Below are 14,745 nucleotides of genomic sequence, written 5' to 3' on the forward strand. Positions count from 1 at the left end.
CTAATAATGGGTACAAATACCCTTCTTTTCCTGACAAACATATGTTTTCATTTTTTATAGTATACCTTATTTTTCAAGTACAACCAGAAATGGAGTGGGCATTTGGATGGAAACAATGAAGCCACCAATGGAAGTGTTATATGCGAAACAGCTGAATGCACTGCGATCCCAGGATACAGGGACAAAACCTCCCAATTGGCTGATGTCGCCGAGAGCGGTGCGCGACTTTATTTTAGGAACGGATGAACCCCTTTCTTATGAGGGCGAAAGTATACCGATTACGAAGAAGTTCTATGGAGACGATGTGCTTATTGAGCGTGCAATCGTCACGTTGGCAGGCAATCGCGGCTTAATGCTCGTCGGAGAACCTGGAACGGCAAAAACGATGCTCTCTGAGCTGCTGTCTGCGGCTATCTCTGGTACGAGCACGAATACGATCCAAGGCACCGCGGGAACGACAGAGGATATGATCAAATACTCCTGGAACTACGCGATGCTGCTGGACAAAGGTCCTTCGCTGCAAGCGCTGGTTCCTTCTCCTTTATACAACGGAATGAGCAAGGGAATCATTACCCGTTTTGAGGAGATTACCCGTTGCCCGTTTGAGGTTCAAGACGTGTTGATTAGTATTTTGAGCGACAAGGTGATGAACATTCCCGAGCTGTCAGACGGAATCCTGTTTGCCAAGCCCGGTTTTAATATCATTGCAACAGCGAACCTGCGGGACAAAGGCGTTAATGAAATGAGTAGCGCCCTCAAACGACGTTTTAACTTCGAGACAATCGCGCCGATTAATCATGTGAAAATGGAAGCCCAAATTATCGAATCCCAAGCAAAAGTGATTCTGGAGCAAAGTGGTGTAAACATCGAAATCGATCGCGATGTGGTTGAGATATTGGCGACGACCTTCATGGAACTGCGGATGGGCGAGACCAAGGAAGGATTCAAAATCGATTCCCCTCAATCCGTGATGAGTACAGCCGAAGCCGTATCCGTCTATGTTCAAAGTGCAATGACGTCCCATTACTATGATGGCAGGTCAATTTCCATGGATCGACTGGTACAAAACATGCTGGGAGCCGTCGTCAAGGAAAACCAAAAGGACGCAAATATCCTGAAAACCTACTTTACCAAAGTGGTCAAAGAACGGGCAAAGGAAGAGGGTCTATGGGGAACGTATTACAACGAGAAGAAATGGATCAAATAAAGGATCAGGACCGCTTCATAAAATCATTCGTCGAAGAAGAGGTCTACAACCTCAGCAAACAGGTCGTCTATTTCCCGGTTCGTCATCATAGTCCTGCATGCGCGTTTCATTTGAAAAAAACGATCGAAGAGTATCAACCGGAAATCATTCTGATTGAAGGTCCGGACCATAGCAATCATATCATTCCGATCTTAACGGATGAACGGACGAAGCCTCCTGTAAGCATTTATTATGCGTACGCCTCAGGGGAGCAAAAATACGTTTGTTACTTTCCGTTTCTTCTGTATTCGCCAGAGTATGTGGCCTTGGTCGAAGCAAAACGCCGGCAGATTCCCGCTGCTTTCATTGATCTAAGCTACGGAAGCCGCCTCGAAAGCTTGGAAGACGGCCATGATTTGAAAAAGAAGAATGAAAAGCTGTCCTATCACGATGAGCGCATGCTGGCAGGCTCGGAGTTTATTCAGCGATTGTGTCAGACGATGAAATGTCGAAACTTCGATGAGCTGTGGGAAAAGGTTTTTGAGATTGATGGGATTCGCAAACAGCCGAAGGATTTCGTCAAGGATGTCTTTGCCTACTGCTACTTGTCTCGAAAATGCTATGATGACGCTACTTTGGAAGCGGAAGGCGATTTGATTCGCGAGGCGCACATGCGTCAAAAAATTGCAGAGGCAAAGAAAAAGCATGCGAGAATTCTCGTGGTAACCGGGGGCTTTCATACATACGGACTCATCGAGGAACGCAAGACTTCCTATAAGATACAAAAGGTGCAGGAAGAAAAAATATATCCGATGGTGTACACGTACCAGGAAACAGATCAGTTGAATGGGTACGCAAGCGGGATGCCGTACGTCCATTATTACGCGAGTGTGTGGAAGGCACTGGAGAAGAAGGAGCGTGCTCCCTTCTCGAAAAGCGCCTTGATATACCTCCCACAGCTGCTCAAAAGGCTGCGTGACAAGGGAGAAACGACGTCTACAGCGGATGCGATCGAAGCATATAGCCTCATGAACGGTTTGGCTGTCATGCGGGAAAAGGCTGAGGGCGGTGCCTATGAGTTGCTCGATTCCGTTCTCTCTGCTTTTACAAAAGGCGAGCGCTCAATTGCAACCTCTCAGCCGATCGAGACATTGCGAGAGCTGTTGACCGGAGACGGAATCGGAGAAGTTGCTCCTAATTCACTGGATGTGCCCATCGTTCGCGATTGCAAAGACAGATGTAAATCGTTAAAGCTCGCGATCACGACGACAGCGCGCAATCAAAAGGTGCTAGAGCTATATGCCAAGAAGTCGCACCGCGAAGCCAGCCAGTTTTTTCACTGCATGCAGTTCTTGGGCACAGAATTTTGCACCAAAGAAGCCGGACCTGACTGGATGAACAACCGAAATGTCAATCTCGTCCGAGAAACATGGCGCTACAGCTATTCCTCCTTCGTAGAAGCCCGTCTGATCGAGAGCTCGGTCTACGGTGGGACGGTGAAGGAGGCAGCTGCCCATAAGCTAGCCGATATGGTAAAAGAACTGCCGCAGCATCAGAGCTATGAGCTGGCAAAATGGCTTTTGATGGCGGTCGTTATGGGGTTGGAAGAGCTGTCGGAAAGACTCTTTGAATCTGTAGTAGAGTCCGTTAGGCAGGATGGACATTTTCTCTCGCTATGCAAAACGTTAAAGACACTCACCATTCTTTTGGAGCAAAAACGGTTGTTCGGTCTTAGCGAAACAGAACGGTTGGAGAACTTGGTGGAAGAAGTATATTACCAGGCTGTGACCAAAATCGTCGAGCAGGGAAACCCGAACCCCAACGAACTGGATGAGTTGGCTGATCAGTTCAAATTCCTCTACATGCTGAGTGAGAAGAGACAGGCGGATGATTCCCGAGAGATTTTCAGTGACCAACTGCGGGAATTGCTGCGTAACGACAAGCTCCCCGCGAAGCTAGAGGGGGTAGTGGTCGCGATCTTGTGCAATCTCGAAGTGATCGACCGCGCAGAAATCTCCAGACGTGCCCGTGCCTATATGTTCGGCTCGCCTGAGCAAATGCTGCATACCGCCGCGTATTTACATGGCGTTTTTATCGTGGCTCGTGACTACCTCTTTCATCAAGAGGAAATCTTGAGCGATCTGCATCAGATGATTACATCCTTGGCCTACGACGACTTTTTGCAGGTAGTGCCTGAACTGCGATTGGCGTTTACATATTTTAGCCCAATGGAAATTAGTATGCTCTCGGAAAAAGTGGCAGCTCTCTTCCAAACGACGGTGGAACAAGTCACGAATCCAGTCATCGATGAGCGTACCTTGCGTGATGCCCGCATGCTCGATCAAGCGATCAAGGAGGAGTTTGCCAAATGGAACCTGATTTGAGCCGCGAAGCCTTGAACCGCTGGCGGTTGTTATTGGGCTCGCATGCCGAGGAATCATTGGAAGGCAGCGGGGCCTATCAATCATCCGAGTTTTCCTATCAGGAACTAGACTCGATTCTTGAATTTTTATACAACCGTGAATACGGAGAAGAGCAAGGCTATCGAAAAGAAGGCGGCCGAGGAGAATCGGCATTGACGGTTCCCTCCTGGCTGAACAAAATCCGCAAGCTGTTTCCCAAGAAGACAGTAGAAATTCTCGAGCGGCAAGCTCTGGAACGCTATAACATGACAGAGCTGTTGACTGACAAAAAAGTGTTGGAAAGCATGGAGCCCAACATGACCCTCTTGAAAAACATCCTCCAATTTAAAGGCAGGATGAAAGGAGAGGTCGTAAAAAGTGCAAAGGAAATTGTACGCAAGGTCGTAGACGATATACGGCGTCAGCTTGAAAATGAAGTGCAGACCAGCATCGTCGGCAAGCGCAATCGCCACAAACGCGGTTATACGAAGTCGATGAAAAATCTGGATGTCCATAAAACGATTCGCAAAAATTTGAAGAACTACGATCGCAAAAAAAGTCGTTTTATCATCGATGAGCTGTATTTCCACAGCAATATCCAGCATCACAACAAATGGAACATCGTCATTGTCGTGGACGAGAGCGGCAGTATGATGGACTCTGTGATTTACAGCTCCGTTATGGCAAGTATTTTTTACAAGCTCGCTGCCTTGAAGACGAATTTGGTTATTTTTGATACGAAGGTCGTTGATTTGAGCGATAGACTGGATGATCCGGTCGATGTGCTGATGAGTGTGCAGCTTGGTGGGGGGACTCATATTGCACAGGCGCTTAAATACGGAAGAACACTGCTCGAAAATCCATCGAAAACGATATTTATCCTCGTCAGCGATTTGGAGGAAGGCTACCCGATCAAGGAAATGTATCGCCAAAGCAAGGAGATTATCGACGCAGGCTGCAAGTTTTTAGTGTTGACGGCTTTGGATTTCAATGGCAACGCTACGTACAACCAGCATGCTGCCAGGGTATTGAGCGATATGGGAGCAAACGTTGCCGCGATCACGCCTGATGAACTCGCGCAGTGGATTGGTAAAGTGATCAAATAGAGAGAAGGAGGAGTAAGGAATGGTATTACGAAAGACAGATCTGAATCCGGTTACGAAAAAATTTGTGGAGGAGTTTATCAGTGCAAGTGATCGAAACAAGCATTTGTACGATCAAATCGCTGATTACGTTGCAGGTGACACAGACGAATGCCCGGCAATCGCAGAGGACCCGCGGTTTTACAGCTATACGGTTCGATCCGAATTCGACAAGCTGAAAAAACGCGGCGAGGAGCTGGCCTTCTATCGAGCAGCTGTGCTGATCTACAAGGCTAGCAACCGTTTTTATGATAAGAAAAATGTGATGGATGAGTGCTTCCTGGATCAGATCGAACTTCAGGGTATGAAGGACATCAGTGATGCTGATATCCGAGCAAAAGATCAGAAAGCATTGGAGGCCATGAGAAAAACGGTCGAGCATTTCGGTCATACGTTGTTTGCCGAATTTTTGTCAAAAGCCGCGGAGGATTATCGCGCAAGTATCAGCCGTGATTACTCCTCGACATTTGATCGGGCCGAATTTTTGCTATTCATTTCGTATGCGTACTCGATTTCTCCGAGCTTATTGGAAGAAGCAAAAGAAAAGCTGATGCCGATCTATTATCACCTGATTACAGGTGATACCCGCGAATATATAAAAGAGCTGCATACGATTGCCAAAGAAGTCGTGACCATGCAGTATTCGAGCAACAATTTACTGACCAACGAGTCGTTGTACCCTTCCTATGTCAAAGAGAAAAAAGCTGCATTGCGAGAAAAGTATTATCCAGAAGAGCAGGTCAAGGAAGGCTCCCTTTTGAATCAGAAGCATTTGAATCGGTATATGGAGCTGGTCATCAGCTTGCTGTATTACCGCATTCACATCAAAGGCGGGATCAGTGCGTTCCTGAACAAGGAAGAGGAAATCGATCGGGAGCTGCACGATACTTTGCAAATCCTTTTCGGCGTGTGCCCGCTTGATATCCTGTCCCAAGATAAGAGACTGGTTGACCTCGTGCACATGGATGAGCCTTACGATCTACTGCTGGGCCTGCGCGAGCATTTGCTATCCCCGCCGACCAATTGGGAACAAGTGAAGCAACTGGTGCTGGAAGACGTAACGAGATCAAGACGAGCGCTTGAGCTTGCTTCGATCCCGATGGTCAAGGGATTCTTACACAAAACGCTGGCGGCAGAAGGCGTGGATCTTTCCGATTTCCAGCCATCTTTGGAAGGGATTATTCAAGACGCGCTGCGACGTGCGAAGGGCTCCACAAAGCTGGCAAGCTATTTGGATGAAAAAGCTGCCCTAGAGGATGTGCTCGAGCATGTGCATCTGGAGGACGTACAACTCGTAAGACAGCAGATGATCCTCCTGAGCTTCTTGCCTGTGGACCATCCGTTTATTGCACGTCTGATTCCGTTCATGTGCGAGTACAAAGACAAGTCCAATCGCAGAGTAGGTCATATGTGCTTCACTCATGCGTTCCAGGATCGATTGACCGCCTTCATCGATCATTACCGGAAAGTCGAAGCTGTAGATATCCAGACACTGTTCTATCAGATTTTGTCGATCAAGGAGTCGCACTATTATTACACAGACGTCAAAGAAGATGTGTATCGTTCGTTGGTCGTAGCGAATCCGGAAATGAGTCTGGCTCAATTTGACAAGCTGGAAACGGAGCTTCGCGTGTTTGTGGCGCAAACTCTATTAGCGGCAAAGGAGACGCTGTCAGAGGATTTGCGCAACCAAGTGATTCTACTCGGATTGGGTGACAGCTCGAAGAAAGTGAGCGGCCTTGCTGGTGCAGCGTTTCTTCAGGCCAAAGACAAGGAGCTTTATTTGCACGTCTACCAAACAGAGAAAAAAGCAAAGGTCAAGGAAATGGCGCTGGATGCGATTCGCTCCCTGGACAATAACAAGGAGATTTTCCAGGAGCTACTGACAAATGAAAAAAGCAGCAAATTTAAAACGCTGCTGCAAACATTTATCGACGCAGAGGAGCAGGGGCCAGATGCGAGCTTGACTCATTTGGGCAACCTGACCGACAAGCGAAAACTCACAAGGATCAAATGGATGCCACTGGAGCGCATGCCAGCCCTTCGCGACCAAGACGGAAACGAGCTGGGGCAAGAAGTAATGGAGTACATGCTAACCGCCTCAATCGATTTCCCGACTGCGCCAAACCAGTTGGTGCTTGACTTGAAACCGTCTCTGCAAGCGGCATCTGTTGCTGACTTTACCACAGAAGTTTTGCGCACTTGGCTCGATAATGGAGCGGTCGCCAAAGAAAAATGGGTCATGCCGCTCTGCGTTGCTTTTGGAGATCGACGTATTGTCGATACGATTGGTCAGTGGATTAAAGAGTGGACAGATCATTCCCGCGGTGCTTTGGCTGCAGATGGCGTGCGTGCCCTGTCGTTCTCAAATGATTTGACTGCCCTGCGCCTAATCGACCAGATTAAGCGTACGATCAAAAACAGACAAGTCAAATCGGCAGCAGAAGAGGCGCTGTCCATGGCGGCTGCGAATCAGAACATTTCCGCGATGGAACTGGAAGACCGACTGGTCACGACGCTTGGCTTCGATGCGTCCGGCAAGCAAGTGTTTGACTACGGCGACCGCACCTTCACGGTTAAAGTCAGCAACGAGCTAGAGCTGGAGGTCACGAACGACAGCACAGGAAAAGCGGTCAAAAATCTGCCTGCACCGTCCGGGAAAGACGATCAGGAGAAGGCAGAACAAGCGCGATTGACTTTTGCCCAATTGAAAAAAGATCTGAAAAATATGGTGAAAGTACAATCTCTTCGTCTGGAGGAGTCTCTGTCCAAATCGCGTTATTGGTCAACGGCAGCTTGGAAACGTCTCTTTGTGGAAAACGTGTTGATGCAAAAATTCGCAATCGGTCTCATCTGGGGTGTATACGAGGATGGAAAGCTCGTAGATACGTTCCGCTATATGGACGATGGGACATTTAACACCGTGGACGAGGATGAGTATGAGTTGGCAGATGAGCAGCTCATTGGCTTGATTCACCCACTGGAACTGGACGAAGAGATGTTAAACGGCTGGCGTACGCAGCTAGAAGATTACGAAATAACGCAACCGTTCGAGCAGTTAAGTCGTGAAGCGTTCCTGCCTACGGAAGAAGAAATAAAAGCGAATGAATTGCTCCGTCTGCCTGTTGAATCGTATTCACCAACCGCTTTTGCGAAAATGATGGAGAAATTCGGCTGGGTCAAAGGAACGCCGCTCGATGCCGGTTATTATTATGAGTTCTATAAACTGTATGACGGTATGGTGGCTGAGTTGAAGATCAGCGGGGCGAGCATTTCGTATTGGGAAGGAATGGAGGATGTGAAGCTGGAGACGTTGGCTTTCTTCCCGAATAAAGATGCCGAGTACAAGCATTTTTACTTCAAACCAGTGGATCGGCTGAAGCTCACGGATATTCCAACACGCATTTTCAGCGAAACTGTCTATGATGTCATGCGTGCAGCAGGAAAATAACGATGGCAGATTTCACATCAGAATTTCATCGGTTTATCGCGCTTTGCAACGAAGAGTATCTCATCAAATACGCAAATAAAGGGATTTACAACCGTTCCATCAAGGAAATGGAAAAAGGAATGTCCGTTTCCTACGAGTTCGGGGACGATTACGTCGAGTGTGCGCTGTCAGATGACAGCGTATGCCGACTTCATGCAGATATTGAGCGTTTTTCCTGCTCATGTCCATCTGACAAGATATGCAAGCATGTCATCATTGCCATCGTCTACTATGCCCAAAACCATTTGCAAGCAGGAGCAGAGACCGAGGAAGAGCAGGAGACCTACAAGCCAGACTTTAGCTGGCTCTTGCAATTGCAGCCGTCTCACATTAGTAAGGCTTTTACCCCAGCGCAGCTGGAAGAAGTGCTGTTTCGCCTCGACTATTTCGAGGAGATGGAAGTCGTTGAAACATCCTTTTTAACGATGACATTGCACACCCAAGATATTTCCGTATCTTTTGACAGTGAATCGGAGATTGGGAAGAGCATGTGCACCTGCAAGGCAAAAGGCAATTGCTTGCACAAGCTTGAGGTCATTTTGCGCTATCGGGCCATGCACCAGCTACAGGATCGTGAGCAGTTACAAGCATCTGTAACCGATGTCAGCTATGAAACGGATGTCGTAACGGAAGCCAAAGCCCTGATCGCAGAGATTCTTGGCATCGGCTTGGCGAAGCTATCCCAGACGATTTGTACACGGCTGGAGCTGCTTGCTATCGCTGCGCATAACGGCAATCTTCCACGTGTGGAAAAGGACATTCGCGGCATTCATGGGGAGTTGAACTTATTTTTTCAGCGCCATGTCAAGTTTTCGACGGAAGCGCTGCTCGACCGACTTTCCCGGGTGTATCTCAGCTTGCTCGCTCTAGAGAAGACCGATCACACCGAAGCGAAAAAGCAGCTACTCGGCAGCTTCAAAAGTAAGTACCATATGGTTCCGCAGTTAAGTCTGTATGCTTTGGGAGCAAATCCATGGGAGACGCGGTCAGGGTACAAGGGGATTACGTATTACTTTTACTCGCTTTCTGATCAACGCATCTACACCTATACAGAAGCGCGCCCCGTGTATTATGAAGGCATATCCTTTTCCTTTAAGGACAGCTATAAAAGCAAGGTACCCTGGGGCGGGTTGATCTCGATGGAGGAGCTCTCTCATTCACAGGTCATCCTGACACAGGCGAAGACGAATCGGGAGCAGCGCTTGTCTTCCAGTGAAGAGACGCAGCTAACGATCGTTCCCAGAGACAATATCGAAGAGGTCGATCTCGGCAAGGTGCTCGTTCGCGAATGGTCAAATGGATGGAAGGACGCAGCAGGCGATATGTTTGAGACTGCGTTGGACTCGGTTTTTCTATTGAAAGCGAACAGGTTCAACCAGGTCGATTTTGATCAGAAGACGCAGCAGTTGATTCTGACAATCGAAGACGAGCAAAGTCATTCTCTCCAATTGAGCATCTCTTATCAGGGGGAATTCGCCCGCAATATACGTCATCTCGAACAAAACAAACGGCTGCTAGAGTTGCGCGATGTGTATTTGCTTGTGCAAGAACTAGGAGATGGGCTTTATCCGATCAGCATCATGCAGGGCAAATCGCTGACGAGCTTTAAGTTAGACCTATAACGGTGAGGGAGTGGACGTAAAATCATGGAGGAGTTATATTCCTTTACCGAAAAGCTGACGGATTGGCAGGAACGCTTGTTACTCAAAGGAATCCATAAACTTGACAGGCAAGATTTGCAAGAGCTGAAAAAACTGCAAGAGCTCGCGACCGAATACGATATGAGCTTTCTTGGCTCATTGATCGAAGACCTGCATGTGGAGGGCAATCGCTATTTGCAGGAAGTAAAAGCGGATGCGGAGTTGCTAACGCAGCAGTATTTGTATGTGGTGCAGTACATCAATATGATGAAAAAGCCTTTGACGCGATCATTGTAATAGAGTCCAGTGAAGAAAGAGAGATTCTTGAGGAGTCTCTCTTTTTTTGTTTATTTATCAAGTTGTAAAGAAACTGAAAATAAAGGTAAACAAAGTGAAAATGTAATGACTGAATATTGTCTAAAATAAAACATGTTTGAATGCTAAAACATTTGCAACAAGAATTGGGGGAACACAGATGAAAAAGAAGAGCTTTTATCACACGCTGATCGCCATGACAATCGCGGTATCTGCGGCTATGGCTGGGTGTTCGTCAGGGCAGGATACGGCGACTAGCGCCGGACAAGCAGGGGGTACTACGGAAGCTGGCAAAACAGGAGGAACCCTCGTCATCGCGCGTCTGTCCGATGCGAACAACCTCGATCCGCATTTCCTGTCCCAAATCCCTTCAGCAGCAATCATTCATCACAAAGTATACGAAGGCCTTGTCCGCATGGATAAAGAAAGCAAATACGTCCCATCCCTGGCAAGTGAGTGGAAGCAACTCAATGACTTGACGTGGGAGTTCAAGCTACGTCAAGGAGTGACGTTCCATGATGGCGCACCTTTCAATGCGGAAGCGGTTAAAGCAACGATCGCTCGCGTTCAAGACCCTGCCGTTGGCTCCAGCCGGATTAACATGTTTGAAGCAATCAAAGAAGTGAAGGTAGTAGATGAGTACACGGTACAATTTATTTTGAATTACCCGTACGCACCGATCTTGTCTGTTTTGGCGAGTGCAGAGGGAAGCATCATCAGCCCGAAAGCCATTGAACAATACGGAAAAGAACTGAGCAAGCATCCAACCGGGACGGGCCCGTACAAATTTGAAAAATGGACGCCGGGTCAAGAAGTGGTTCTCGTAAGAAACGATAGCTACTATGGCGGTAAACCAAATTTGGATAAAGTCGTTTTCAAAACCGTACCGGAAGACACAACTCGCCTTGCCATGGTTGAGACAGGAGAAGTTCAAGTGGCAGAAAACCTGCCTGTGACGGACATCGATCGCGTACAAAACTCCCCATCCATGCAATTGGGGCGTTACCCTGGTTTCTCTGTCGATCACATCGGATTGAATACAAAGAAAAAGCCGTTTGATGATGTGCGTGTCCGCCAAGCCATTGCCCACGCAATCGACAAGAAAACCATTATTGAAGGTGTTTACAACAATGTGGGAACACCAGCTCACTCCTCGATTACACCAGCGATGGTTGGGTACAGCCCGAATGTAAAAGACATTCCGTATGACGTCGAGAAAGCGAAGCAATTGCTCGCAGAGGCTGGATATCCAAACGGCTTCAAAGCAAAAATCGCGTTGAATGATAACAAAGCACGAATTAGCGTTGCCGAGGTTTTGCAGCAACAGCTCAAGCCAATCGGGATTGACCTGCAACTGGATGTGATGGAATTCGGGGCTTATATCGATGCAGCTTCCAAAGGGGAGACAGACCTGGTCATGAGTGGATGGGGAAATGCTACGGGCGATGCCGATTACAACCAATCAAACCTATATCACTCGAAAGCACATGGCGCACCTGGTAACCATTCCTTCTACAACAATCCGGAAGTAGACAAGCTGATTGACGAAGGACGCAGAGAAACAGACGCAGAAAAACGGAAGCAACTCTATGAAAAAGCACAACAAATCGAAATGAACGAAGCACCGCTTATTCCGTTCCGATTCTCCGAGACCTTGGCGGCGATTCAAAAGAATGTACAGGGTGTATGGATTAGCCCAGCAGGCCATATCGAGATTGACGAAGTAACGATTCAATAAGACGAGGCGCCGCTGACATGCTTGTGTCAGTGGCGTTTTTTAGTTGAAAAGTAGAACGGCATCCCCTAAGATAGATTATATTTTGTTGACCAGCGTGTAGCGGAGGTGGAACGGCGTGAAGCAAGGAAAAACGAATGCAATGCGGATATTGGATAAAGAAAAAATCGCATACACCATGCTGACGTATGCAACGGATGATGGAAAAATAGACGGAATCGCTGTCGCTCAAAAGATCGGTCGCGAAGAGAACGTTGTCTATAAAACATTGATTTCGCAAGGGACGAGCAAATCGTATTATGTGTTTGTCATTCCCGTTGAAGCTGAGCTTGATCTCAAAAAAGCGGCGAAAGCAGTCGGCGAAAAGAAGATCGAGATGATTCCCGTGAAAGAAATCACTAAAGTATCTGGCTACATTCGTGGTGGATGTTCGCCAGTTGGGATGAAGAAATTGTTTCCGACGGTGATCGATCAACGAGCACAATCGTTAGAGACGATCATCGTCAGTGGGGGAAACATTGGCGTCCAGATCGAGATGTCAGTAGAGGGCTTGTTACAAGCAACGAAAGGTTCCTTCGCAGATGTATCTGCCATCTAAAGCAAAAAGGCCACGGCATTAGCTAGGGCCTTTTGTTGTTTATGGAAAAAGTCCCGTCCAAACGTGGATAGGGGTGTCGCATGAGCTGCAATTCAATTCACCAGCAAGATAAGGAAGGTGGGCAAGCAGCGTTTTATCCTCAATCGCAAGCGCATTTTGGTATAATCTCTGAAGTCCGCTGTCGTTTGTCGTGTCCGGTCTTTTGGTGATGATTGAAAGTCGTTTCGCTTTCTCATGAAAAACGGGGTCTTCTTTGTAACCGTACAAGACATCCTCGTCCTCATCTGGCCATATATAGATAGACTGATCGCACGTCGGACACACCGTTACATATTCGTCTCCCGCCGAAAAGGTGAGAAGCATGTTGGCAATGTCTTTGTCCCCACGAAACGCAGCGTCCGCAGCTAGTATGTAGCGCTTCTCTGCATCATGCTCTTCCATCCGTGCTAGGTTAAGGATGGATTCTGTCTTCGCGGTCAACGAGAGAATGGCATGTCGGTATTCACGATTGATTTCTCTGATGGTCTCTTGATCCAATAATGGTGGCTGATCGCGTAAAAACTCCGCTGGCACATCCACATGAGGCGCATTTTCGCTACTGGCTTCGAACATGCCGCAGGTTATGAAGATGTCTAACAAAATAGAGGGGCTCTCTGTTTTTCGTGCGATCTCTACTAAATAGGGGACAGCAGCATATGTACATGGATAAATCGTATTTTGATGATACAGAAGCTCCCAATACAACTCTTCTTTTTCCTCGGAAAAATAGTCGTGCATAATATGCTGGATGAGCGCAGGGATGCGATCAGAAAAACCATAAGGGCCTTGTAGCTTACCCCATACAGGACTTGCGAAATCTAGCATAAGAACATCACCTCTCTTGCTGAAATGTGACACTATTCCCATATCATAGTAAACCTTTCCGCATTCCGCTATATTTGAATCGCAGAGTGTGGAGGCGTCAAATAACGGGTACGATTACCTTCATGTATACTTAGGGATAAGCGGAACGAATCGGTAAGCAATTAAAGGAGATCCAACGTAATGAAATCAGACCGAATAAAATTTCCGGCGGGATTTTGGGCGGGATTACAACGACTAGGGATTGCCCCACACGACCTAGCTCGGAAAGCGTGCCTTCCGCTCACCATTCTTACAGAACCAGCCGTAGTCACCACCGCTCAATATTTCAGAATCTGGCAAGTGTATTCCGATCTCGTTGGTGATATTGCTACGGGAATCATCAAGCTTTCAACCAGCTTTGAAACGGCACTTTATCCACCGACTGTTTTAGCGACCTACCATGCTCGTGACTATCGCGACGCGCTTCATCGAATGGCCCGGTACAAACAACTGTGCCCTCCGGAAAGGTTGCGAATAACAGAGGAGGGCGAGCGCTGTACAATCGACTTGGAATGGATGTACAGCGAGCAGCCCGGACCACCAGTCCTGATTGGAACCACGCTCGCCTTTCTTCTAGAACTTGGACGACGGGGCACGGGCAAGCGTTTAACTGCTCAGTCCGTGGAATTTTCTCACGCGATGGGGGATGTAACTGCACTTGAGGCTTATTTCGGATGCCCGATACGAATGGGTGCCACTGATAACCGATTAACCCTCTATCGACGCGATCTGGACCGACCCTTTCTTTCGTATAACAAAGAATTGTTGGAGATATTAACACCTGTATTGGACCGATCATTGGATGAACAGGGCAGTCATTCCATTGCTGAGAGGGTCAAATGGATTTTGAAGCGAAGCCTAACCGGAGGTCGCCTAGATATTCGAGCAGTTGCCAGCGAGCTGGGCATGAGCGATCGTACCTTGCAGCGTCGTCTTGCGGATGAATGCACAACGTTCAAGCAACTGTTGACACAGGCTCGGCATGAACAGGCACGAGAATACTTGGCCGACCCCAAGCTCGATATAAAAGAAGTGGCTTTTTTACTTGGATATGAAGATCAGAACTCATTCTACCGGGCCTTTCGCCTTTGGGAAGGCGATACACCTTCAAACTGGCGTTCCGAATACTTTCGGGTTAATCCACCCGTCATAGAATTCCTAACCTAACCCGTTCCAAGCAGGGCGCTCATTTTCCCGGTTTTCATATTTGGCGGGTTCAGCAAGAAAATTGGCATCGTACGCTAGTTACCGAACGATCCAGGCAAAGTACGATAATCTCTATCCGGAGCACAAGGATGTTCCAAGAGGAACTTCTAGTCAGCTTGCCGTGAATG

The 14,745-nt window shown here is 47.7% G+C and carries 10 protein-coding genes; 9 read left to right on the top strand and 1 reads right to left on the bottom strand.

Going from position 1 to position 14,745, the window contains the following annotated elements:
- Positions 1-106: 106 nt before the first annotated feature.
- The 8 genes from ACUUHJ_RS14750 to ybaK all read left to right on the top strand — a co-directional run bounded on the left by ACUUHJ_RS14750 (position 107) and on the right by ybaK (position 12,508).
- A complete protein-coding gene (locus tag ACUUHJ_RS14750) occupies positions 107-1,207 on the top strand; it encodes an ATP-binding protein (RefSeq protein WP_172138325.1) in 1,101 nt (366 codons plus the stop codon).
- Positions 1,168-3,570 (top strand): DUF5682 family protein, encoded by a 2,403-nt coding sequence (locus tag ACUUHJ_RS14755; protein ID WP_472299191.1) that lies wholly within the window; start codon positions 1,168-1,170, stop codon positions 3,568-3,570. Before ACUUHJ_RS14750 ends, ACUUHJ_RS14755 begins: the two co-directional genes overlap by 40 nt.
- Positions 3,555-4,694: a VWA domain-containing protein gene (locus ACUUHJ_RS14760; RefSeq protein WP_472299192.1), complete on the top strand. Its 1,140-nt coding sequence runs from the start codon at positions 3,555-3,557 to the stop codon at positions 4,692-4,694. Before ACUUHJ_RS14755 ends, ACUUHJ_RS14760 begins: the two co-directional genes overlap by 16 nt.
- 19 nt (positions 4,695-4,713) lie before the next feature.
- Positions 4,714-8,181 (top strand): DUF4132 domain-containing protein, encoded by a 3,468-nt coding sequence (locus ACUUHJ_RS14765; protein WP_472299193.1) that lies wholly within the window; start codon positions 4,714-4,716, stop codon positions 8,179-8,181.
- A gap of 2 nt (positions 8,182-8,183) precedes the next feature.
- Complete coding sequence (locus tag ACUUHJ_RS14770; RefSeq protein ID WP_472299194.1) at positions 8,184-9,842, top strand: hypothetical protein; 1,659 nt, start codon at positions 8,184-8,186, stop codon at positions 9,840-9,842.
- A 24-nt stretch (positions 9,843-9,866) separates the two neighbouring features.
- Positions 9,867-10,157, top strand: coding sequence for a hypothetical protein (locus ACUUHJ_RS14775; RefSeq protein ID WP_472299195.1), 291 nt, complete (start codon positions 9,867-9,869; stop codon positions 10,155-10,157).
- 178 nt (positions 10,158-10,335) lie between these two features.
- On the top strand, positions 10,336-11,913 hold the full coding sequence (locus tag ACUUHJ_RS14780) for a glutathione ABC transporter substrate-binding protein (RefSeq protein ID WP_472299196.1): 1,578 nt from the start codon (positions 10,336-10,338) through the stop codon (positions 11,911-11,913).
- A 115-nt stretch (positions 11,914-12,028) separates the two neighbouring features.
- Positions 12,029-12,508 (top strand): Cys-tRNA(Pro) deacylase, encoded by a 480-nt coding sequence (ybaK, locus tag ACUUHJ_RS14785; protein ID WP_472299197.1) that lies wholly within the window; start codon positions 12,029-12,031, stop codon positions 12,506-12,508.
- A gap of 39 nt (positions 12,509-12,547) precedes the next feature.
- Here ybaK and ACUUHJ_RS14790 read toward each other — a convergent pair whose 3' ends face one another.
- On the bottom strand, positions 12,548-13,372 hold the full coding sequence (locus ACUUHJ_RS14790) for a hypothetical protein (protein WP_472299198.1): 825 nt from the start codon (positions 13,370-13,372) through the stop codon (positions 12,548-12,550).
- Between the two features lie 180 nt (positions 13,373-13,552).
- Here ACUUHJ_RS14790 and ACUUHJ_RS14795 point away from each other — a divergent pair, with 180 nt between their 5' ends.
- On the top strand, positions 13,553-14,578 hold the full coding sequence (locus ACUUHJ_RS14795) for an AraC family transcriptional regulator ligand-binding domain-containing protein (RefSeq protein ID WP_472299199.1): 1,026 nt from the start codon (positions 13,553-13,555) through the stop codon (positions 14,576-14,578).
- The last annotated feature ends 167 nt before the right edge of the window (positions 14,579-14,745 follow it).

Source organism: Brevibacillus schisleri (assembly GCF_055685845.1).